At 72.8% G+C, this 22,365-nt stretch carries 17 protein-coding genes; 11 read left to right on the top strand and 6 right to left on the bottom strand.

Translation table 11 applies throughout. The annotated features are described in order from the left end of the window. Window positions 1-50 precede the first annotated feature (50 nt). On the top strand, window positions 51-2,645 hold the full coding sequence (pepN, locus tag ACTWJ9_RS22195; RefSeq protein ID WP_387038900.1) for an aminopeptidase N: 2,595 nt from the start codon (window positions 51-53) through the stop codon (window positions 2,643-2,645). Between the two features lie 288 nt (window positions 2,646-2,933). Here pepN and ACTWJ9_RS22190 read toward each other — a convergent pair whose 3' ends face one another. The 4 genes from ACTWJ9_RS22190 to ACTWJ9_RS22175 all read right to left on the bottom strand — a co-directional run bounded on the left by ACTWJ9_RS22190 (window position 2,934) and on the right by ACTWJ9_RS22175 (window position 6,283). After that, on the bottom strand, window positions 2,934-3,158 hold the full coding sequence (locus ACTWJ9_RS22190) for a hypothetical protein (protein WP_279336016.1): 225 nt from the start codon (window positions 3,156-3,158) through the stop codon (window positions 2,934-2,936). 224 nt (window positions 3,159-3,382) lie between these two features. Beyond that, complete coding sequence (locus ACTWJ9_RS22185; protein WP_279336015.1) at window positions 3,383-3,670, bottom strand: hypothetical protein; 288 nt, start codon at window positions 3,668-3,670, stop codon at window positions 3,383-3,385. 99 nt (window positions 3,671-3,769) lie between these two features. Beyond that, the gene (gene malQ, locus ACTWJ9_RS22180) at window positions 3,770-5,914 is read right to left on the bottom strand and encodes a 4-alpha-glucanotransferase (protein ID WP_443295914.1); all 2,145 of its coding nucleotides are present in this window, start codon (window positions 5,912-5,914) and stop codon (window positions 3,770-3,772) included. Between the two features lie 93 nt (window positions 5,915-6,007). Beyond that, the gene (locus ACTWJ9_RS22175) at window positions 6,008-6,283 is read right to left on the bottom strand and encodes a hypothetical protein (RefSeq protein WP_279336014.1); all 276 of its coding nucleotides are present in this window, start codon (window positions 6,281-6,283) and stop codon (window positions 6,008-6,010) included. Between the two features lie 298 nt (window positions 6,284-6,581). Between ACTWJ9_RS22175 and ACTWJ9_RS22170 the strand changes: the two genes are divergently transcribed. From ACTWJ9_RS22170 to ACTWJ9_RS22150, 5 genes are all read left to right on the top strand, one after another. After that, window positions 6,582-9,464 carry a beta-N-acetylglucosaminidase domain-containing protein gene (locus tag ACTWJ9_RS22170; protein WP_443294675.1) on the top strand — a complete coding sequence of 961 codons (2,883 nt, stop codon included), beginning with the start codon at window positions 6,582-6,584 and terminating at the stop codon, window positions 9,462-9,464. Window positions 9,465-9,566: 102 nt separating this feature from the next. Then, on the top strand, window positions 9,567-10,100 hold the full coding sequence (locus tag ACTWJ9_RS22165; protein ID WP_279336012.1) for a PadR family transcriptional regulator: 534 nt from the start codon (window positions 9,567-9,569) through the stop codon (window positions 10,098-10,100). Between the two features lie 14 nt (window positions 10,101-10,114). Continuing rightward, window positions 10,115-10,819, top strand: a complete 705-nt coding sequence (locus ACTWJ9_RS22160; RefSeq protein WP_443294674.1) for an ABC transporter ATP-binding protein — start codon at window positions 10,115-10,117, stop codon at window positions 10,817-10,819. Then, window positions 10,816-12,207 carry an FtsX-like permease family protein gene (locus ACTWJ9_RS22155; RefSeq protein ID WP_443294673.1) on the top strand — a complete coding sequence of 464 codons (1,392 nt, stop codon included), beginning with the start codon at window positions 10,816-10,818 and terminating at the stop codon, window positions 12,205-12,207. The genes ACTWJ9_RS22160 and ACTWJ9_RS22155 overlap by 4 nt, the downstream gene beginning before the upstream one ends. Before the next feature lie 261 nt (window positions 12,208-12,468). Next, a complete protein-coding gene (locus tag ACTWJ9_RS22150) occupies window positions 12,469-13,236 on the top strand; it encodes a hypothetical protein (protein ID WP_387040598.1) in 768 nt (255 codons plus the stop codon). 979 nt (window positions 13,237-14,215) lie between these two features. Here the strand turns inward: ACTWJ9_RS22150 and ACTWJ9_RS22145 are convergent. Together ACTWJ9_RS22145 and ACTWJ9_RS22140 are read right to left on the bottom strand one after the other, a co-directional pair. Further along, window positions 14,216-14,407 (bottom strand): hypothetical protein, encoded by a 192-nt coding sequence (locus ACTWJ9_RS22145; protein WP_387040589.1) that lies wholly within the window; start codon window positions 14,405-14,407, stop codon window positions 14,216-14,218. A 341-nt stretch (window positions 14,408-14,748) separates the two neighbouring features. Beyond that, a complete protein-coding gene (locus ACTWJ9_RS22140) occupies window positions 14,749-15,303 on the bottom strand; it encodes an HNH endonuclease (RefSeq protein ID WP_387040592.1) in 555 nt (184 codons plus the stop codon). Window positions 15,304-15,606: 303 nt separating this feature from the next. On the opposite strand from ACTWJ9_RS22140, the gene ACTWJ9_RS22135 reads away from it, so the two are divergent. The 5 genes from ACTWJ9_RS22135 (at window position 15,607) to ACTWJ9_RS22115 (ending at window position 22,303) form a co-directional block, all read left to right on the top strand. Beyond that, entirely contained in the window at window positions 15,607-16,716 is a 1,110-nt protein-coding gene (locus tag ACTWJ9_RS22135) for a mechanosensitive ion channel family protein (protein WP_387040601.1), read from the top strand. Window positions 16,717-16,904: 188 nt separating this feature from the next. Then, window positions 16,905-18,170: a 6-phospho-beta-glucosidase gene (locus ACTWJ9_RS22130; RefSeq protein ID WP_443294672.1), complete on the top strand. Its 1,266-nt coding sequence runs from the start codon at window positions 16,905-16,907 to the stop codon at window positions 18,168-18,170. Then, window positions 18,161-19,135: an N-acetylglucosamine kinase gene (locus ACTWJ9_RS22125; RefSeq protein ID WP_387038728.1), complete on the top strand. Its 975-nt coding sequence runs from the start codon at window positions 18,161-18,163 to the stop codon at window positions 19,133-19,135. Before ACTWJ9_RS22130 ends, ACTWJ9_RS22125 begins: the two co-directional genes overlap by 10 nt. Window positions 19,136-19,817: 682 nt before the next feature. Then, window positions 19,818-21,236, top strand: a complete 1,419-nt coding sequence (locus ACTWJ9_RS22120) for a hypothetical protein (protein WP_443295913.1) — start codon at window positions 19,818-19,820, stop codon at window positions 21,234-21,236. Window positions 21,237-21,247: 11 nt separating this feature from the next. Continuing rightward, window positions 21,248-22,303, top strand: a complete 1,056-nt coding sequence (locus ACTWJ9_RS22115) for a glutamate ABC transporter substrate-binding protein (protein ID WP_443294671.1) — start codon at window positions 21,248-21,250, stop codon at window positions 22,301-22,303. Window positions 22,304-22,365: the final 62 nt, after the last annotated feature.

The following is a 22,365-nucleotide window of genomic DNA, read 5'->3' as shown; positions in this document are numbered from 1 at the left end:
CGGTCACGTGGAAGGATGACGCAACCCACACATAACGAGGAGATGACCGCGTGCCTGGCACAAACCTGACTCGCGAAGAGGCGCAGCAGCGGGCGAAGCTGCTGACCGTTGACTCGTACGAGATCGACCTCGATCTCTCCGGCGCGCAGGAGGGCGGCACCTACCGGTCCGTGACCACGGTGCGCTTCGACGTCTCCGAGGACGGGGAGGGGGCGCAGTCGTTCATCGACCTGGTGGCTCCCACCGTCCACGAGGTGACCCTCAACGGTGACTCCCTCGACCCCGCCGAGGTGTTCGAGGACTCCAGGATCGCCCTGCCGGGCCTGCTCCCGGGCCGCAACGTCCTGCGGGTGAACGCCGACTGCGCGTACACCAACACCGGTGAGGGCCTGCACCGGTTCGTCGACCCGGTCGACGACCAGGCCTACCTCTACACCCAGTTCGAGGTGCCGGACGCCCGCCGGGTGTTCGCGAGCTTCGAGCAGCCGGACCTCAAGGCGACCTTCCGGTTCACCGTGAAGGCCCCGGAGGGCTGGACCGTCGTCTCCAACTCGCCGACGCCCGAACCCCGGGACAACGTCTGGGAGTTCGAGCCGACGCCGCGGATCTCGACGTACATCACCGCGCTGATCGTCGGCCCGTACCACTCCGTGCACAGCGTGTACGAGAAGGACGGCCAGTCGGTGCCGCTCGGCATCTACTGCCGGCCCTCGCTCGCCGAGTTCCTCGACGCGGACGCCATCTTCGACGTCACGCGGCAGGGCTTCGAGTGGTTCCAGGAGAAGTTCGACTACGCGTACCCCTTCGGGAAGTACGACCAGCTGTTCGTACCGGAGTTCAACGCGGGCGCGATGGAGAACGCCGGCGCGGTGACGATCCGGGACCAGTACGTCTTCCGGTCGAAGGTGACGGACGCCGCCTACGAGGTGCGGGCCGCGACGATCCTGCACGAGCTGGCGCACATGTGGTTCGGCGACCTGGTCACCATGGAGTGGTGGAACGACCTGTGGCTGAACGAGTCGTTCGCCACCTACGCCGAGGCCGCCTGCCAGGCCGACGCACCGGGCTCGAAGTGGCCGCACTCCTGGACCACGTTCGCGAACTCCATGAAGACCTGGGCGTACCGCCAGGACCAACTGCCGTCCACACACCCGATCATGGCCGACATCCGTGACCTGGACGACGTGCTGGTCAACTTCGACGGCATCACGTACGCCAAGGGCGCCTCCGTGCTGAAGCAGCTGGTGGCCTACGTCGGCGAGGACGCGTTCTTCCGCGGCGTGCAGGCGTACTTCAAGCGCCACGCGTACGGCAACACGCGCCTGTCGGACCTGCTGGGCGCCCTGGAGGAGACCTCCGGCCGTGATCTGAGCACCTGGTCGAAGAAGTGGCTCCAGACGGCCGGCATCAACGTGCTGCGCCCGGAGATCGAGACCGACGGCGCGGACGGTACGGGCGTCATCACCTCCTTCGCCATCCGCCAGGAGGCCCCGGCGCTGCCCGCCGGCGCCAAGGGCGAGGCCACCCTGCGTCCGCACCGCATCGCCGTCGGCCTGTACGACCTGGACGAGGCGAGCGGCAAGCTGGTGCGCGGCGACCGGGTCGAGCTGGACGTCGACGGCGAGCTGACCGCCGTACCGCAGCTCGTCGGCAAGGCCCGTCCCGACGTGATCCTGCTCAACGACGACGACCTGTCGTACGCCAAGGTCCGCCTGGACGAGCGGTCGCTGGCCTTCGTCACCGAGCACCTCGGCGACTTCGAGGCGTCCCTGCCGCGCGCGCTGAGCTGGGCGTCGGCCTGGGACATGACCCGGGACGCCGAACTCGCCACCCGCGACTACCTGTCCCTGGTGCTGTCGGGCATCGGCAAGGAGTCGGACATCGGCGTGGTGCAGTCGCTGCACCGCCAGGTGAAGCTGGCGATCGACCTGTACGCCGCGCCGGCCGCCCGCGAGGCCCTGCTCACCCGCTGGACGGAGGCCACGCTGGCCCATCTGCGGGCCGCCGAGGCGGGCAGCGACCACCAGCTGGCGTGGGCGCGCGCGTTCGCCGCGACGGCGAGGACGCCGGAGCAGCTGGACCTCCTGGACAGCCTGCTGGACGGCACGCAGACCGTCGAGGGCCTGGCCGTCGACACGGAGCTGCGCTGGGCGTTCGTGCAGCGGCTCGCGGCGGTGGGCCGGTACGACGAGACCGAGATCACGGGCGAGTACGAGCGTGACAGGACCGCCGCGGGTGAGCGGCACGCCGCCACCGCGCGCGCCGCCCGGCCGACCGAGGAGGCCAAGGCGGAGGCGTGGGCGTCGGTCGTCGAGTCCGACAAGCTGCCGAACGCGCTCCAGGAGGCGGTGATCGCCGGCTTCGTCCAGACCGACCAGCGTGAGCTGCTGGCGCCGTACACGGAGCGGTACTTCGAGGTGCTCAAGGACGTCTGGGAGTCCCGCTCGCACGAGATGGCCCAGCAGATCGCGGTCGGCCTCTACCCGGCGATCCAGGTCACCGGCGAGACCCTGGACCGCACCGACGCCTGGCTCGCCTCGGCCGACCCGAGCCCGGCCCTGCGCCGTCTGGTCTCCGAGTCCCGCGCGGGCGTCGAGCGGGCCCTGCGCGCCCAGGCCGCGGACGCGGCGGCCGAACGGGCATAACCCGTAGGGAGACACCTCAGGGGCGCCCGGCACGAGTCACGCCGGGCGCCCCTCGCCGTACGGAGGCCCGTACGAAGGCCCGCCTGCGCAGTGCTCCGACCACGCGCCTGCGCAGGGCCTCGTCCTCGAACGACGTCGGCGTACCGCCGTGAACATGCGGCATGGTGCCGGGACACGCGAGCGTCCTCTCGCACAGGCCGAGTGCACGGTGCGAGAGGACGGCCCCGCGGTGGGCAGCGGCGCGGGACGCTGCGTGCGGATGAGCCGTCGGTCCCTCTCCCGGTTTCCCTAGCTACCGTCGCCGGTTGACGCGTTCAGGCCCTGGCCGCCGTCGGCGGACCCGTTCAGGCCCTGGCCCCGGTTCTTCCCGAAGCTGCGCAGCAGCTCCCCGGCGGCGAGCGTCGTGGCCGCCACGGCGCGGGTCCAGCGGGGTCCACCACGCTCCGCCCACACCACACATACGCACCCACCGACGACGAGCGCCAAGATGCCCAGCAGCACCAGAAAAATCATGTTCCCCACCCCTGCGTTCGTTCATGCGGTCCTGGTGATCCTCCCAGACCGGTCGGGCCACTGCCCGTCGTCGCGAACATCGCCTCCGTCTCCCCTCGGGTGTGGTGAGCCGTCCCTTGCGCCGGAACGGTACGCAGCACGAAGGGCGCCGACCCCGCCGCGTACGGCGGGGACGGCGCCCTCGGAAAGCTGCGGGGACGACCGACCGGGGTCCCGGGCCGGGGTCAGGCCTTGGCGTCGGCCTTGGATTCCGGCTTGATCCTGATGTTGGAGCTGGTCGTGTCCTTCTTCTTGTCCGACCTGTCGAGGACCATCACCAGACCGGTGATGGCCAGGAAGATCGCGATCGGGGCCACGACGTAGAGGCCCAGCGTCTCGACGACGCTCAGGCCCGTGCCGGGGTCGTCCCCGTCGTCACGGGTGAGCGCGAGCGCGGGGGACGTCATGAGCAGCATCATCAGCGTCGTACCGGCTGCCAGGGCGCCGGCGCGCAGGGCGTTCGTCTTGTCCACGGTGCCCAAACTAGCGAACGCCCAGGGGGCCCGCGCGCCCGGGGTGCCGTACGGGGCCCCGGTCGGACCGGATGTGCCCCGGTCCGGCCTGTTCTGTCCTCAGGGACCGCCGCCCGCACCACTCGGTCGGGTGACCTGGGTGGCGGGGGCACCGTGGGCGGCCTGGGTGCGGACGGCGTCGAGCAGCGCGTGCAGCCGCGGGGACGCCGTCAGGTCCTCCAGCGCCATCGGACGGCCCCGCGCGTCGGCGATCGGCAGGCGCCAGTTCGGGTACTGGTCCCAGGTGCCGGGCAGGTTCTGCGGGCGCCGGTCGCCGACGCCGTCGGGGAGCCAGACGCCGATCATCCGGGCGGGGGTGCGCAGCAGATAGCGGTGGACGGCCTGGATCCGCGCCTCCTCCTCGGATTCCGCAGACGCCTCGGACTCCTCGGAGCCGGCGGTACCGCCCGCGCCGTGCAGCAGGCCGAGCCGGGCCAGCAGCTCCAGCCACTCCCCGGTGTCGGCGGCGGCCTCCGCGCGCTCCTCGGCCAGGGGGCGGGTGAGCAGGCCGAGGCCGTCGCGGAGCTCGACGTGCTCGCCGGTGAGGCGGGCCGCGGTGGGCGGCAGGTCGTGGGTGGTGACGGTGGCCAGGCAGTCGGCACGCCAGGCCCCGGGCGGCAGCGGCCGGCGGTCGCCCTCCCAGTCCCGTTCGAACCAGAGCACCGAGGTGCCGAGCACCCCGCGCTCGCGCAGCGCCTCGCGCACCCCGGGCTCCACCGTGCCCAGGTCCTCGCCGATCACCACCGCCCCGGCGCGGGACGCCTCCAGGACGAGGACGGCGAGCATGGCCTCGGCGTCGTGGCGGACGTACGTGCCCTCGGTGGGCGGGTACCCCCGGGGGACCCACCAGAGCCGGAACAGGCCCATCACGTGGTCGATGCGCAGGGCGCCCGCGTACCGGAAGAGGGCCCGGAGCAGGGCGCGGAAGGGCGCGTAACCACAGGTGGCGAGCCGGTCGGGGCGCCAGGGCGGCAGGCCCCAGTCCTGGCCGCGGGCGTTGAAGGCGTCGGGCGGGGCGCCGACCGACATGCCGGCGGCGAGGGTGTCCTGCTGCGCCCAGGCGTCGGAGCCGCCGGGGTGCACGCCGACCGCGAGGTCGTGGACGATCCCGACCGGCATCCCGGCCTCGCGGGCGGCCCGCTGGGCGGCGGTGAGCTGGGTGTCGGTGAGCCAGGCCAGCCGGGAGTGGAAGTCGACGCGGGCCGTCAGTTCGCGGCGGGCCCGACGGGTCTCGGGTGAGCGCGGGTCGCGCAGGCCGTCCGGCCAGGTGTGCCAGTCGGGGCCGTGCACCTCGGCGAGCGCGCACCAGGTGGCGTGGTCCTCCAGGGCCGGGCCCTGCTCGGCGAGGAAGTCGCGGTAGGCGGCGAGCCGGCCGGGCCCCAGCGGAACCTCGCTCACCAGTTCGAGCGCGGCCTTCTTGGCCTCCCACACGGCGTCCCGGTCGATCAGGGCGCCCTGTTCCAGCACCGCCTCGCGCAACTCCGCGGCGCGTCCGCTCAGGGCCCGCAGCCGGTCTCGGTTCTCGGCGCCCGAGACGTACGCGAACTCGGGGACGTCCTCGATCCGCAGGTGGACCGGGTCGGGGAAACGGCGCGAGGAGGGCCGGTAGGGGGAGGGGTCGGTCGGGGCGCCGTGGACGGCCGCGTGCAGGGGGTTGATCTGGACGAATCCGGCGCCGAGCGTACGGCCCGCCCAGGCGGCCAGTTCACCGAGGTCACCGAGGTCGCCCATGCCCCAGGAGCGGCGGGAGAGCAGCGAGTAGAGCTGGACGAGGAGCCCGTACGAGCGGGCCGGGGGCGCGGGCAGCGCGGCCGGGGCGACGATCAGGTGGGCCTCGGCGGTGCGGCCGTCGGGCGCGGTGGCGGTGACCCGGTGCACGCCGGGCGGGAGGCGCGCGGCCGAGGCGCGGGTCTCGCCCTGCTCGGTGCTCACCAGCAGGCGGGTGCCCTCGGGGAGCGCGGCCAGGGCGGCCGGGAAGCCTGGGCCCCAGGCGACCACGGTGGGCGGCAGCAGCCGCTCGGCCCGCTCCCGCTCACCGGCGGCGAGCGCGTCGCGGACGGCCTCCGGCGTGCTCGCGTCCACGCCGAGCGCGGCCAGGGCGAGGGTGACGGCGGCGGCGGAGGCGGCGACCGTACGGTCCGGGGAGGGGCTGTAGGAGGTGGCGACGCCGTGCAGGGCGGCGAGCAGGGCCAGGTCCTCGGACAGGGGCCCGGCGGGCGGGGGCCCGGACGGAAGCTCGGCGGGCGGCGGCTCGGTCGGTACCTCGGTCTGCGGCTCGGCCGGGCCGGGCGCGGCCACCTAGGGCTCCGGGACGTACTGGGCCGGGAAGGAGTCGAGTCCGGTGGAGTCCATGGCGGCGTCGGACTCACTGGTCAGCGGGGCGGCGTCGGCGAGCGGGGGCTCGCTGGTGAGGGGTTCGGCGTCGGGCAGTGGGGGCTCGCTGGTGAGGGGGACCTCGGCACGGGGCCCCTCCGCGCTGAAGACGCAGGCGTGCAACCCTTCGGGTTCGGCGGACAGCTCCGCCACGGGTTTGGACAGGGCGGGGGACAGGACATAAGCCGGTGCGGCAGCCACAGATGGCCTCCTCGTCGAGAACAGTTGGTCATTGAGCACTGAGCACTGAGCACTGAGGCAAGTCGCTCGGTCGGGTTCCCGCAGCCCCTACCCACAGGACGCGAGACCAGACCCACCCATGCCCACAACGTGCTCCTGCTCACATTCTGTTCCCGTTCCCATGTCTCACACCAGGACAAACCTGTCACAACGGTCTCTCCCGTTGGCAGGCGGGGCGCAGAATGAGAGGCTCCGTGTTCTGCGTGTTCTGCGTGTTCCTCGTGTCTCTCGCTCTGTCTCGTCTCCTCGAGGAGAAGCCTTGCAACTGCGGCCTGGGAAGAGGGCGGCCGCCCTCGCGTTCGCGGTCGTCGCCGGAACCCTGGGCGCAGCGCCCGCCTCCGTGGCGGCGCCGCCCGTTCCCGGGACGACCACGTCCCCCGTACCCGACCGGGCCGAGACGGACCTGGCCGTCTGGCCCCGCCCGCACTCCCTGCGCGCGAACGGCGCCCCGGTCGCGGTGACCGACGAGGTCGCCCTGACCGCCGACGCGACGGCCGACCCCCGCGCCCTCAACGCCCTGCGCGAGCTGCTGCGGGAGGCGGGGGCGCGCCGGTTCACCGCCACCGGCGAACAGGCGCCCGCGGGGGCGCTCGTGGTGCGGGTGGGCGCGCAGCAGCCGACGCGCAACCCCCAACTCTCCCTCCCGTCCGGCGGCTACACGCTGACCGTCGGCGACGGCACCGTCGCCCTCACCGGCGCGGGCGAGGACGGCCTGTTCCACGGCGTCCAGACGCTGCGTCAACTCCTGCGTCCGGACGGCGGCTTCACCGCGGTCGTCGTGCACGACTGGCCGGGCACGGCGGTGCGCGGGATCACCGAGGGTTTCTACGGCACTCCGTGGACGCACGAACAGCGCCTGGCCCAGCTGGACTTCATGGGCCGCACCAAGCAGAACCGGTACCTGTACGCGCCCGGTGACGACCTGTACCGACAGGCCCGCTGGCGCGAGCCGTACCCGGACCGGCGGCGCGCGGAGTTCCGGGAGCTGGCCGAGCGGGCCCGGGACAACCACGTCACGCTCGGCTGGGCGGTGGCGCCCGGCCAGGCCATGTGCTTCGCCTCGGACGACGATCTGCGGGCCCTGACACGCAAGTTGGACGCGATGTGGGCGCTGGGCTTCCGCACCTTCCAACTGCAGTTCCAGGACGTCAGCTACAGCGAGTGGCACTGCCGCGAGGACGCCCGCCGCTTCGGCTCCGGTCCGGAAGCGGCCGCGCGTGCCCAGGCGTACGTGGCGAACGAGGTGGCCCGGCACCTGGCGGAACGTCATCCCGGTTCCTCCGCACTGTCGTTGATGCCGACCGAGTACTACGAGGACGGGGCGACCGCGTACCGGCGGGCCCTCTCGCACGCTCTGGACGCGGGTGTCGAGGTGGCGTGGACCGGCGTCGGGGTGGTGCCGCGCACCATCTCGGGCGGCGATCTGGCGAAGGCGCGGGAGGCGTTCGGGCGTCCACTGGTGACCATGGACAACTACCCGGTCAACGACTTCGCCCCCGGCCGGATCTTCCTCGGCCCCTACCAGGGCCGGGAACCCGCCGTCGCCGCCGGTTCGGCGGCCCTGCTCGCCAACGCGATGGAGCAGCCCGAGGCGTCCCGCATCCCGCTGTTCACCGCCGCCGACTTCGCCTGGAACCCGCGCGACTACCGCCCCCAGGAGTCCTGGCGGGCCGCGATCGCCGACCTCGCGGGTGGCGACGCCGAACTCGAGAAGTCCCTGTCCGCGCTCGCGGGCAACGACGCGTCCTCGGTGCTCGGCGCCGAGGAGTCGGCGTATCTGCGGCCGCTGCTGGCGGAGTTCTGGCGCACCCGCGCGACCGCCGGCACGAACGCGGGCCGCGCGGCGGACGACCGGCTGCGCGCGGCCTTCACGGTGCTGCGCGAGCTGCCCGAGCGCCTGGCCGGCACCCCGCGCTCCGCCGCCCTCGCCACCGAAGTCGCCCCCTGGAGCGGACAGTTGTCCCGCTACGGCGAGGCCGGCGGTACCGCGCTGGAGATGCTGCGGGCGCAGGAGTCCGGCGACGCAGGCGCCGCCTGGACCGCGTACCGGAAGCTGAGCGAGCAGCGGGCCGGGCTGAAGTCGGCCCGGGTGACGGTCGGCAAGGGCGTCCTCGACCCGTTCCTGGACCGGGCGCGGGACGCGTACGAGGACTGGGCCGGCATCGACCGCAGTCCGACCGCCGGGTCCGGCGGCCGGACGGAGGACGGCGTGCTGCACCTGCCGCGGGTCCGCGACCTGAGCACGGTGACGGTACTGGCCGAGCCCGGCACCACGGGGACGGCCGAGATCCACGTACCGGGCGCGGGCTGGCGCCGCCTCGGCCCGCTCTCCCCGTCCGGCGCCACCGAGCTGCGGGCGGACGGCCCGGCCGGCGCCGTGCGGATCACCGGCGCGGACGCCTCCCGGGTGCGGCACCTCGTGCCGTGGTTCACGGACGCGCCCGCCGCCACGCTGAAGCTGCCGGACGCCCCCGCGGACACCGACATCGGCGGCACCCGGCGGCTGACCGCCACCCTCGGCTCGCTGCGCCCCGAGGAGGTGCGCGGCAAGCTGACCGTCGAGGCGCCGAAGGGCGTGAAGGTACGGGTTCCAAAGGAGACCCTGACCGTCCCGCGCGGCACGTCCGTCCAGGTTCCGGTCGAGGTGACGGTGGAGCCGGGGACTCCGACCCGGTCGTACGAGGTCCGGCTCGGCTTCGGCGGGGCGGCCCACACGCTCACGGTGAACGCCGTCCCCCGCACCGCCGGCCCCGACCTGGCCCGCACCGGCCGGGCGAGCTCCTCGGCCGACGAGACGCCCGACTTCCCGGCGTCGGCGGCCAACGACGGTGATCCCGAGACCCGTTGGTCGTCCCCGGCCGAGGACGACGCCTGGTGGCAGGTCGAACTGGAACAGCCGGTGCGGCTCGGGAAGGTCGCGCTGCACTGGCAGGACGCGCACCCGTCGGCGTACCGCGTCGAGGTCTCGGCGGACGGCCACAGCTGGCGCACAGCGGCGGCGGTGCCGGACAGCGGCGGCGGCCGCGAGACCGTGCGCATGGACGAACCCGACGTGCGCCACGTCCGCGTCCAGGGCGAGACCCGCGCCACCCGGTACGGCTACTCCCTGTGGTCGGTGGAGGCCTACGCGGTCGCGGACTGAGCCGACGGCTCCGCCGCCCGGCCGACCAGCCGGCCGGGTGGCGGAGCTTTTTCCATGCCCCGCTATTCACTCAGTACATATACCGGGTGCATACTGATCTCCATGAGCACCCGTCACATCCTGCTGGGGCTGCTCGCCTCGGGGCCGAGCCATGGCTACGACCTCAAGCGACGCCACGACGAACGGTTCCCCGAAGCCCGCCCGCTGGCCTACGGCCAGGTCTACACGACCCTGCAACGCCTGGTCCGCGACGGTCTCGCCGAGATCGACGGCACCGCCTCCGACGGCGGTCCGGAGCGGACGGCGTACCGCACGACGGACGAGGGGACGCGTGAACTGGCCCGCTGGGCCGGGGAGATCGCCCCGCCCGCACCCTTCGTGACCAACGAGATCTTCGCCAAGGTCGTGGTGTCGATCCTGTCCGGCGGCGACCCGGCCGCGTATCTGCACGCCCAACGCGCCGCCCACATGCGGCGGATGCGGGAACTCACCGCGGTGAAGTCCGCGGGCGGCGCCGGCCCGGCGACCGTGCTCTCGGCGGACTACGCCCTCAACCACCTGGATGCCGACCTCCGTTGGATGACCACCACGGCGGCCCGGCTCACCACCCTGACCGCGGAGGTCGACGCGACGTGAACAACCTGAGCACCGTGAGCGAAGGGGACGACCAGCCGCCGACGGAGCCGCTGCTCGCGGCCCGCGGCCTGGCCAAGGCACACGGCAGGACGCAGGCCCTGCGCGGCGCCTCCGTCGAGCTGCACACCGGCGAGATCCTCGCGGTGACCGGGGCCAGCGGCAGCGGCAAGTCGACGCTGCTGCACTGCCTCGCCGGGATCGTCCGCCCCGACGCCGGCTCGGTGACGTATGCGGGGCTGCGGCTGGAGGAGCTGCCGGAGAAGCGGCTGAGCGAGCTGCGCCGTACCGACTTCGGGGTGGTGTTCCAGTTCGGGCAGCTCGTACCGGAGCTGACCGCGCTCGACAACGTGGCGCTGCCGCTGATGCTGGCGGGCACCGACCGCGCGGAGGCGCGGGAGCGGGCCGGGGAGTGGCTGGAGCGGTTCGGGGTGCGCGGGCAGGGAGAGCTCCGGCCGGGCGAGATGAGCGGCGGGCAGGCCCAACGGGCGGCGCTGGCACGGGCCCTGGTCACCGGCCCGAAGGTGGTCTTCGCCGACGAGCCGACCGGTGCCCTGGACTCGCTCGCGGGCGAACAGGTGATGACGGCCCTGGCGCACACGGCCCGCGAGGCGGGCACGGCGGTCCTCCTGATCACGCACGACGCCCAGGTGGCCGCGTACGCGGACCGCGAGGTACAGCTGCGCGACGGAACCGTGACCTCGCTGGAGGTGAGCGCGTGAGCACCTCGCTCTCCACCCCTTCCGCCCCCTCCCTCCGCTCCGATCTCCGCCTGGCCTGGCAGCTCACCCGCGGGTCCGACCGGCGGGAGTGGTGGCGCATCCTGCTCACCGCGACCGGCGCCGCGCTCGCCACCGGATGCGCACTCGCCGCCGGCGTCCTGCTGTCGCTGAGGGACCGCTACTACCGCGTACCCGTCGCCGAGGGCCTGCTCGACGAGCCCGGAACGCGTGCCGGGGTGATCCTCGGCCTGCTGCTCCTGCTGATTCCGGTGCTCGGATTCCTCGGGCAGTGTGCCCGCGTCGGGGCCGTGCACCGGGACCGGCGGCTGGCCGGACTGCGGCTGGCCGGGGCGACGCCCTGGCAGGTGCGGCGGGTCGCAGCCCTGGAGACCGGACTCGCCTGCCTGCTCGGTTCGGCGGTGGCGACCGTCTTCTCGGTGCTGCTCCTGCTGCGCCTGTGGGCCCGGCCGACCGCGCTCGCCTGGGTGGCGGTGGCCCTGATCGCCGTCGCCGTGCCCGTGCTGGGCGCGGTGGCGAGCGTGCTGGCGCTGCGCCGCGTGGTGGCCTCGCCCCTGGGCTGGGTGCGCCGCGAGACGGGTGTCCGTTCGTCCCGCGGACCGGGGAGACTGTTCCTGGGCTCGGCGATCCTGGTGGCGGCGGTGGGCGTGCTGACCGCGATGTCCGACCGCGCACCGGCCGGCAGGGTGAACTGGCAGTTCCCGGTGACGGTGTTCGCCGCGCTGCTCACGGTCGGCGCGGGCTCGGTGTGGCTGGCCGGGGCCTCCTCCCGGCTGATGGGGCGGGTCCTCGCGGGCCGGGCCCGGTCGGCGGCCGTACTGATCGCGGCGGAACGACTGCGCGCCGACCCGTGGGCGGCGTCCCGCACACATGCGGCCATGCTGCTGGTGACGGTCGTCGGCACCGGATTCATGGGAGTGCGTCACGCGTTCCTCGCCGTACTGCACCGCGACCAAGTGACCCTGGGCGAGTCCCTGTCGTACTACACGACGGGCCTGAACCTGACCGCCGCGGCGATCTCCGTGGCCCTGCTGATCACGTTGACCGGCCTCGCCGTCGGCACCGCCGAGTCCCTGGCCACTCGTCGACGGGGCTTGTCCGCGCAGGTCGCGGCCGGTGTGCCGCGCTCGGTACTGAACCGGGCACTGCTCCTGGAGACCGCGCTCCCCCTGGCACCGTCCCTGCTCCTCGCGGGCCTGGGCGGCATGACGGTCGGTATCGCCTACGGCGCCCTGACGGCCATCCCGTCCCTCCCCTGGGCCGCCCTGCTGATCCCCCCGGCGGCCTACACGGCCTGCCTCCTGGCCTCGGCGACGGCCCTCCCCCTCCTCCACCGCTCGACCCACCCGACCGAACTGCGCCACGCCTGACCGGCACACAGCCGGCCTCGGAGGAACGGGGGTCCCCCGAGGCCGGCCCACCAACACCCAGGCTGGCGACGCGGTGAACTCCGCCCAGGCCGAACAGGTGCCGGTGGCCTGACGTACGGGGTCTTCGCTCAGGCGGCGTTGGAGATTGCCTGATGCCCCATTGTGATGCGCGGGTGCACAACCCCGTGTGGATGCCGGCTGTCTGTAAGGCGCTGGAGGGATGAGCCTTCGGTGCCTTTCCGTACGGAGATCGGGGATCAGGTGGGGAAGCAGGTCTGGAGAGTCGTCGTGGCCGGTGGTGCGGCGGCGGTGTTCACGGCCGTGGCCGCGGTGCCGGCCGGGGCGGCCGAGGGTGGGGTCTCGTTCACCCGTGTCCAGGTGAACGGCGGCAAGCCGATCGTGATCGGGGTGTCGAAGGAGGTCGCGGCGCCCGCCTCCTTCCGGATGACGACCACGCACAAGTGGAAGTGGTCGCCCGCGGTGTTCCTGTACCGGAGTGGTTCGGGTGACCGGCTGTGGCACGCCATCGAGACGAGCGACTGCATCAGGGTGAGCACGAGCGTCTGCGACTTCAACGAGACGATGTACTTCGACCCGAGCCTGTGGGACATGTACAACAGCGAGGCCGGGGCCTGGAAGGTCGGGGCCGAGGTGCACTTCAAGGGCGGCGGCGGTGACACCGACGACAAGGGGCTGACGGTCCACGTCAAGCGCAACTCCCGCCTGACCGTCAACGCCTCGCCCGAACCGGTGTCCAAGGGCAAGACCATCACCGTGACCGGAAAGGTCACCCGGGCCAACTGGGAGACCAGGAAGTACGCCTCCTACGGAGGCCGCCTGGTGAGCCTGCAGTTCAAGCCTGCCGGCACCGCCTCCTACACCACGGTGAAGAAGGTGTACGCGAACGGCTCGGGCAACCTCAAGACGACCGTGAAGGCCTCCAAGACGGGCACGTGGCGCTGGGTGTACAACGGCAACACCACCACCGGACCGTCGAAGTCGTCCGGGGACAACGTCGTGGTGAAGTGATGTCCGCAGTGCCGGCGGGCTGCTGGGGGCCGAGCCGGCGGTAACGGCTGCGACGGTCAAGGCGTCGGGTCAGCCGCGATCACGGCGGACCCGACGCCTTAACGCCCTGGCCGACCGCGAGCGGCCGTGCACGGGCCTCAGTGCAACGTGAGCCGGCGCGCCGTGCGGACCGTGGGCAAGACGGTGCACGCCGAGTGGGACGCCCCCAAGTCCCGCCGAGCCCTGCCGACTCCCACGGGGACGGGAGAGAGCGCGTGAGCGGGACCGGACAGGACGGACCCGGCCAACTCATCACCCCTACCCGCCGCACCGACCAGTCCCGAGCCTCCGAGAGTCGCCGGCAAATAAGCCGGTAAATAACTCGGCAACCCCTGTGAGGACTTGCCGATGCGGTCGGCGAAGCCTGTAACGGTGAGGGTGAGACGGACAGTTCAGCAGGTAGAAGGCGCCCAGAACCGGGGGTGACTCGTACGGGGCAATGCCGATGGGCGAGTTGAGCAGTGCGATCGGGTGGATGTGCCCCGCCGGGTGATGCGAGGGGGCCTCCGAGGGCTCAGCCCTGCGAGGCCGGAGGCGAGTGCCGTGCCGAAAACCGTGAGCAGTCGGCGGGCATGTGTCACTTAGGCGCTCAAATGAGCCATACCAGGACAATTATGGCCTAAGTGCTCACGACTTTGGGGCGGTATGTCCTCCCCTGGGCGCGAGGGTGTGTCCAGGCATCACACACGCCGAGGCCGCCGTCCCCACCGAGCGGTCGCGGAACACCGTCCGCACGAGCAGCCGACCGCTCCCGACAGGGCCCGCGACACCACCTTCAGATCCCTTACACCACCCGTAGAGGCACCATCGTCAGGTGCTTGACCTGGGCTCCAGCGGTGCCGGAGTACGGTGACCAGAAGGCGGTCCGCGAGCGAGAGCGAGTCCCGACTCCACACGACCCGGAACCGGGCCGGGCGCTTTTCACACTCGGGCGGACAGGTCAGCTCGCGCTTGTGCGGCAGGGACGCGACGTCGGTGTCGAGGACGACGGGTTACAGGCGGCGGGTTCAGGCGCGCCGCGGTGACGCTCGGCATACATGGAGGCGAGGAACTCTTCCAGTTCCTCGTCCGACTCGAACGTGTCGGCGGCAAGGTCGTCCGGAGAGCGGGTCGGTTGGGTGTTCTTCGCCACCGGCATCTCCTCGACCGACAGACGCGGCCTTGGCCACGGGTGGCTGGAGCCTTCGGGGGCTGGCGTGCTCACCAGGACCTCCGGCAGGGCGGGGACCGGCTCCACGGCCGGCATACGGGCACTCTTCACTTGCTGACTTCAGTTTTCGTCACAGCGAGCGAGTCCCCGAACACACGTTCCGTGAAGTCCTCCGCCGAAGGGAGTCGGCAGGGACTCGCGCCTGTTCGTGCGCACGCGGGCCCGCGTCTCCCCGCCTCGGGGCTGAGGCCGGTGAAGACTTCCAGCGTCCGTGGTGCCGGGCGGTCCCGGCACCACGGACGTGAAGGCCCAGGTCAGGCCGGTCAGGCGGAGATGCCGTCCACTCGGGTCAGGCCGTCGATGCGGGCCATCGCGTCGTCGGCGCCGTACGGCTGGAGGTAGGGCAGCCAGCACGGGTCGCGGTGGCCGGTGCCGATGATGCGCCAGGCCAGGCCGGTGGGCGGGGCCGGTTTGTGGCGCAGCCGCCAGCCCAGCTCGAACAGGTGCCGGTCGGCCTTCACGTGGTTGCAGCGGCGGCAGGACGCCACCACGTTGTCCCAGGCGTGCTTGCCCCCGCGGCTGCGCGGGATGACGTGGTCGACGCTGGTTGCGACGCCACCGCAGTACATGCACCGGCCCCCGTCGCGGGCGAACAGCGCGCGGCGGGTCAGTGGAACGGGCCCCCGGTAGGGAACCCGCACGAAGCGTTTGAGCCGGACCACGCTGGGAGCGGGGACCGTGATGGTCGCGCTGTGCAGATAGGCGCCGGACTCCTCGAGGCATACGGCCTTGTTCTCGAGGACGAGGACGAGCGCGCGGCGGAGCGGTACGACGCCGAGCGGCTCGTACGACGCGTTGAGAACCAGGACATGCGGCACGGATGCCTCCTTGTACGCCGGCGACGCGTGGCTCGCGCCGGGACGATCCGTAGTCAGTCTCCCCTCATGCCTGGTCGTAGCGCCACCATGTCCCGGTAACGGGCTGAGAGTGTTTTCGACCACAGGCCCTCCGACCTCCGGAATCTTGGCCTGTTCAGGTGTGGGTGAGGGAGGTCTCTTCTTCACGTATCGCGACGGTCCCCCCACAATGCACCGTTAGTGTGGTGCTTCTGCCCGCACCGGTGACCTTTCCCTGACCTTTTCGTGACCTTGAAGACCTTGACCGCCGCACCGGGGCAGAACCTGCACCTGGAGGTACCTGCCGTGTCCTTGCCCGCCGTCCTGCCTGCCGAGGGTTCGTCGCCGACGCCCTCGGATTCCGGGACCCCGATGGTGCCCAGCCTCAAGGACGCCCACGAGAGCGCCACCAACGCCGCCGGCTGGGTGGAGGAGAACTGGACGACGTGGCTCGCGATCGGCCTGAGGGTCCTGCTCATCGTGGTGATCGCCACGGTACTGAGAGTGGTCGTGCGGCGGGCGATCACCAAGCTCGTCGACCGGATGTCCGGGACCGGTACGACCGTGGACGGCACCGGCCTCGGGGGGCTGCTGGTCAACGCCGAGCGGCGGCGCCAGCGCTCGCAGGCGATCGGCTCGGTGCTGCGGTCGGTCGCGTCGTTCCTGATCCTCGGTACGGCCGCGCTGATGGTCCTGGGCACGTTCCAGATCAATCTGGCTCCGCTGCTGGCCTCGGCCGGTGTCGCCGGTGTCGCGATCGGTTTCGGCGCCCGCAACCTGGTCACGGACTTCCTCTCCGGCGTGTTCATGATCCTCGAGGACCAGTACGGCGTCGGTGACACCGTCGACGCGGGCGTCGCCTCCGGCGAGGTCATCGAGGTCGGCCTGCGGGTGACCAAGCTGCGCGGCGACCACGGCGAGATCTGGTACGTCCGCAACGGCGAGGTCAAGCGCATAGGCAACCTCTCCCAGGGCTGGGCGACCGCCAACGTGGACGTCACGGTCCGCTCGGACGAGGACCTCGACCAGGTGAAGGACACGCTCGTCGCCGTCGCGGAGCGGATGAGCAAGGAGGAGCCCTGGAACGAGCTCCTGTGGAGCTCCATCGAGGTCCTCGGCCTCGACTCCGTCCTGCTCGACTCGATGGTCGTCCGGGTCTCGGCGAGGACGATGCCCGGCAAGTCGCTGACCGTGGAGCGCGAGCTGCGCTGGCGCATCAAGCGGGCCTTCGACGCGGCCGGCATCCGCATCGTCGGCGGTGCCACGGCTCCGGTGGAGATGACGGAGGGCCCCGATCCGGCGGCGGCCGTCGCACCCCCGTCCGCCTACGCGAGCAGCGTCTCGCCGCAGTCCGTCGCGGCCTCCCCGCTGACCCCGCCGAGCACCACGAAGTAGACCGGCGGCAGGGAAGAACACGGTGGAGGGCGGCGCCCGGAAGTTCCGGGCGCCGCCCTCCACCGTTCCCGTACTCGTTCCCGCGCCCGCTCTGGTCATGGCGCCCGTGATCCTGATATGCCTCTCGCGCGGAAGGCGTTCGCCGAACGTGTCACGTCCACCGGAGCGGAAGCAGAGGGTCGACGACAATGAAACTCACCGTGGTCGGGGGCGGTTCGACCTACACGCCCGAACTCGTCGACGGCTTCGCCCGGTTGCGGGACACCCTGCCCGTCGAGGAGCTAGTCCTGGTCGATCCGGCCGCGGACCGGCTGGAGTCGGTGGGCGGGCTGGCCCGCCGCATCTTCGCCCGGCAGGGACATGCGGGACGGGTCGTCACCACCTCCGACCTGGACGCGGCCGTGGACGGCGCCGACGCGGTGCTGCTCCAGTTGCGGGTGGGCGGCCAGGCGGCCCGGCAGCAGGACGAGACCTGGCCGCTGGAGTGCGGCTGCGTCGGCCAGGAGACCACCGGCGCCGGCGGTCTCGCCAAGGCGCTGCGCACGGTCCCGGTGGTGCTCGACATCGCCGAACGGGTCCGGCGGAGCAACCCGGACGCCTGGATCATCGACTTCACCAACCCCGTCGGCATCGTCACCCGGGCGCTGCTGCGGGCCGGGCACCGGGCGGTGGGGCTGTGCAACGTCGCCATCGGCCTCCAGCGCAGGTTCGCCGCCCGCCTCGGCACCGACCCCGCCGGCCTCCACCTCGACCACGTGGGCCTGAACCACCTCACCTGGGAGACCGCGGTGCGCCTGGGCGGCCCCGACGGCGAGGACGTCCTGCCCGCACTGCTGCGGGACCACGGCGACGCGATCGCCGCGGACCTCCGGCTGCCCCGGGCCGTCCTGGACCGCCTCGGCGTGGTTCCCTCGTACTACCTGCGCTACTACTACACCCACGACGAGGTCGTACGGGACATGCGCACCAAGCCGTCCCGGGCCGCCGAGGTGGCCGGCATGGAACGCCGGCTGCTCGACCTCTACGCCGACCCCGCCCTGGACGAGAAACCGGCCCTGCTGGCCGAGCGCGGCGGCGCCTACTACTCGGAGGCGGCGGTGGACCTGGCGGCGGCCCTGCTGCGCGGCGCCGGCAGCCCGTACCAGGTGGTGAACGCCCGCAACGGCTCCACGCTCCCCTTCCTCCCCGAGGACGCGGTGATCGAGGTGCAGGCCGCCGTGGGCCCGAAGGGCGCGAGCCCGCTGCCGGTGCCCCGGGTGGACCCCCTCTTCGCGGGCCTGATGGCGAACGTCACCGCCTACGAGGACCTCGCCCTCGAAGCGGCCCTGCACGGCAGCCGCGAGCGGGTCTTCCGCGCCCTCCTCGCCCACCCGCTGATCGGCCAGTACGAGTACGCCGAGCGGCTCACCGGCCAGCTCCTCGCGCACAACCGGGAGTACCTGACGTGGGCGTGACCGCGGGCGTCCTCGCCGTCGACGCCGGCAACAGCAAGTCGGACGTCGCCGTGGTCGACCGGCACGGCGCGGTCCTGGCCACGGCCCGCGGCGCCGGGTTCCGGCCGCCCGCCGTCGGTGTGACGCCGGCGGTGGACGTCCTCGCCGAGGCCGTCGACGCCGCGTTCACCGCCGCCGGGGTCACCGCCGTCTCCCATGTCTCGGCCTGTCTGGCCAACGCCGATCTCCCCGTGGAGGAGGAGCAGTTGACGGCGGCCCTGACGGCACGCGGCTGGGGTGCCACCGTGCGGGTCCGCAACGACACGTTCGCGGTCCTGCGCGCCGGTGTCACCGAGCCCCGCGGGGTCGCCGTGGTCTGCGGCGCGGGCATCAACTGCGTCGGCATGCACCCCGACGGGCGTACCGCCCGCTTCCCGGCGCTCGGCCGCGTCTCCGGTGACTGGGGCGGCGGTTGGGCGCTGGCCGAGGAGGCCCTGTGGCACGCGGCCCGGGCCCAGGACGGCCGCGGGGCCGCCACCGCCCTCACCGACGCCCTCCCGGCCCACTTCGGTCTGTCCGGCATGCCGGCCCTCATCGAGGCCCTGCACCTGGGGGACCTCCCGTCGGCCCGCCGTCACGAACTCGCCCCGGTCCTGTTCGCCACGGCGGCCGGGGGCGACGCGGTCGCCGGTGCGATCGTCGGACGCCAGGCCGAGGAGGTGGTGGCGATGGCCGTGGTGGCGCTGACCCGCCTGGACCTGCTCGCCGAGGAGACACCCGTCCTGCTGGGCGGCAGTGTCCTGGCCGCACGGCACGCCCTGCTGGACGACCGGATCCGCGCCCTGCTCGCCGAGCGCGCCCCCAAGGCGGTCCCCCGGGTCGTCACCGCCGCCCCGGTCCTGGGCGCGGCCCTGCTGGGCCTGGACCGCCTGGCGGCCCCGCCGGAGGCCCACGCCCGGCTGAGGGCCCACTACGAGCGGGGTTAGGGCCCGATGCCGGGCCCACGCGTCACGCCGGTGCGGCGCGGCCCGGCACGCCTCGTCCTCGCCGGGTGGGCGCCGTCCGTTTCCCCGCCCCGACCCGCCGGACGGGCCCGAAGGCCGGGCGGCGGGCCTGACGACAGGCGCGAGAACCGCCCGGAGAACAGGCCTGGAGGCAGGTCCGGAGGCAGGCCTGGAGGCTCCTGCAGGTCCGGTCGACCGCACACCGGCGCCGGCCCCTCGCGGGCGCCCGGAACCAACCGGATTCCACCGGCGTGTTCATGGGCAGAGGTCGTGCGGAGGGGAACGTGCGGGAGCCGGCTCGCGGGGAGGGCCCGGGCGCCGCGGCAGTCGGAACTCCCGGCAACCGACCGGCAGTCGAACCAGTGGTCGGACCGACAGCCACACCGGCAACCGGACCGACAGCCGCACCGGCAACCGGGCCGACAGTCCAACCGGCGGGCGGATCACCACCGGACCGACAGCCGGCGCGACGGGCCGCCGTCCGGTCGGATCGGCGGACTGTCGGATCGACAGAGGAACCGGCGGGCGGTTCAAGATCACGCCAAAGCCGGTGCACATGCCGGTTCGTGCGGCGATACTTGGCGGGACGGATGACCACGGGGGAGGTCGAGTGACACAGACGCCGAGCGGCAGCGCGGCATCGCCGGGCGGGGCCGCGCCCACCATGCCCGCCGTACCGCCGCAGTCCGGGCCCGGCGGCGCGCCGGCGGCACCCCGTCATCCCTCCACCGGCTCCCGGCTTCCCGCGCCCCCGCCGCCGGAGGCACCCCGGCGCACGGCGTTCGCCGAGGGCGCCGTGCGCCTGTGCGAGGCCGCCACCACCGAACCCGGCCGCCTGCGGATCATCGGCGCGGTCCTCGCCACCCTGGTCGTCGCCTTCGGCGCCGTCACCGCCTGGCAGATGACCGACCGGGCCGCGGCGGCCGACGCCGTCCTCACCAGCAGCCAGCCCCTCACCTCCGACGCCGCCGACATCTACCGCTCCCTCGCGGACGCCAACACCGCGGCCTCCAGCGGCTTCCTGGCCGGCGGTCAGGAGACCGCCGCCTCCCGGGACCGCTACGAGAAGGACATCCGCACCGCCGCCGCCAAACTGGTCAACGCCGCGGCCAACTCCGACCCCGGCTCCTCGTCGGCGGCGACCATCGCCGAACTCAACCGGCTGCTGCCCGAGTACAAGGGCCTGGTGGAGCGCGCCCGCACCTACAACCGTCAGGGTTACCCCGTGGGCGGCGCCTATCTGCGGTACGCGAACGAGAAGATGCAGCAGGAGATGCTCCCGGCGGCGGAGGACCTCTACCAGAAGGAGAACCAGCGCCTTCAGGCCGACTACGCGGACGCGACCCCGTACCCGTGGGCGGCCATCGCGCTCGGCACCGTCGCCCTCGCCGCGCTCGTCTGGACGCAGCGCCGCACCTACCTGCGCACCCACCGCGTGCTCAACCACGGTCTGGTCGCGGCCACGGCGGCGTCCACGGTCGTCCTGCTCTGGCTGGTCGCCGGCCACAGCCTCGCCCGCTCGGGGCTGAACCACTCCTACGACCACGGCGTCCGCTCGCTCAACGTGCTGCACGACGCCCGTATCGCCTCCCTGAAGGCCCGGGGCAACGAGAACCTGACGCTGGTGTCGCGCGGCGCCGAGACGAAGAAGGTCGGCGACGAGACGTACGACGCCTACGACCACGACTTCGAACGCGACATGGCCGCCCTCGACAAGGGCCTGACCCGGGCCGGAGAGCTCGCGGACGACAGCAGCGGCGAGAAGCCGGTCACCGCCGCCGTGAGCAACATGACGGAGTGGAAGAAGCGCCACGGGGCCGCCCGGGATCAGGACGAGAAGGGCAACTACCAGGAGGCACTGGACCTGGTGATCGGCGGCAGGGGCGCGACCGGCGAGTGCTTCGACGGCGTCGACAGCAGCCTGGCGGCCGCGCTCGCCCACGAGAAGGCCGAGTTCGCGGAGGCGGCCGGCGGTGGCCGGGACGCGCTGAAGGGGCTGCCGGAGGGTGCGGCGGGCCTCGCCGTGCTGGGCGCGGCCGGAGCGGTGCTGGGCATCGGCCGCAGGCTGTCGGAGTACCGGTGAGAGGGGGCGTGATGGGCAACGCACGACGCCTGCGGGCCGGCCTGCGGGGCTGGGGCGGGGTGGGCGCGATGGCCACCGTGTGCGTGCTCGCGCTGGTCTTCGCGCTGGTGCTGACCCGCGCCGGGTCCCCCGCCGCCAAGGCGCCGAAGACCCCTGAGGCCGCGGGACACACCGTGACGGACGCCATCGGTGCGGACGCGGACGCGAAGTGCACCGATCCGGAGAAGCAGACCCTGCCCCCCTCCGACGAGGACGGCGTCACCATCGACGCGATCAAGAACCGGCCGGGCGAGAAGCGCAAGCTGATCGTCGGCATCGACCAGAACAGCTACCGCTGGGGCTACCGGGACCCCAACGGCGGGGGCGGCGCACGACTCGAGGGCTTCGACATCGATCTGGTGCACCGCATCGCCGAGGACATACTCGGCGACCGGGACGCGGTCCAGTTCAAGGCGATCCCCACCGACCAGCGCATTTCGGCGATCAAGGACGGCCGGGTCGACATGGTCGTCCGCACGATGACCATCAACTGCGAACGCCTCCGGGACGTGGCGTTCTCCGCCCCGTACTTCCGGACGGGACAGCAGGTCCTGGCCCCGAAGGCGTCATCGATCACGGGATACGACAAGACGCTCGCGGACCGGAGGATCTGCACGGCGGCCGGCTCCACCGCGTACGCGAAGCTGGAGGAGGACAAGGCGGCGGGCAGGCTCCCGAAGTCCGCCGACATCCGCACCACCGTCCCCAACCAGCTCGACTGCCTGGTGCGGCTGCAGCTCGGCGAGGTCGACGCGGTGGTCACCGACGGCGCGCTCGCCGCGAGCCAGGCCGCCCAGGACCCGACGGTCGAACTCAAGGGCGACGCCTTCACGACGGAGTACTACGGCGTGGCGATGGAGCAGAACGCGAAGGACCTGCTGCGCCGGGTCAACCGGATCCTGGTGGACTTCCGCGAGGACACCGGGGACGGGTGGCAGAAGGCGTACGAGACATGGCTGTCGGCGACACTGGGCAGTGATCCCGCGAAGTCGGAGCCACCCGCCCCGCAGTACCTGCGCACGAGCTGACCAGCCGTCGAGGAACAGCAGCCGAAGGCAGACCGGCGACGACCGACCCGCAGCGAAAGGTG

Origin of the sequence: Streptomyces sp. GDS52 (assembly GCF_052246875.1) — a bacterium.
GTDB lineage: Bacteria > Actinomycetota > Actinomycetes > Streptomycetales > Streptomycetaceae > Streptomyces > Streptomyces cathayae.
This window is presented reverse-complemented; position numbering and strand designations above follow the sequence as displayed.

Bases quoted from the DNA above. Each gene is read 5' to 3' on its own strand.
- ACTWJ9_RS22190 (WP_279336016.1), bottom strand. From the start codon at position 3,158: ATGATTTTTCTGGTGCTGCTGGGCATCTTGGCGCTCGTCGTCGGTGGG.
- ACTWJ9_RS22120 (WP_443295913.1), top strand. From the start codon at position 19,818: ATGCCCGCCGTACCGCCGCAGTCCGGGCCCGGCGGCGCGCCGGCGGCA.
- ACTWJ9_RS22130 (WP_443294672.1), top strand. From the start codon at position 16,905: ATGAAACTCACCGTGGTCGGGGGCGGTTCGACCTACACGCCCGAACTC.
- ACTWJ9_RS22165 (WP_279336012.1), top strand. From the start codon at position 9,567: ATGAGCACCCGTCACATCCTGCTGGGGCTGCTCGCCTCGGGGCCGAGC.
- ACTWJ9_RS22115 (WP_443294671.1), top strand. From the start codon at position 21,248: ATGGGCAACGCACGACGCCTGCGGGCCGGCCTGCGGGGCTGGGGCGGG.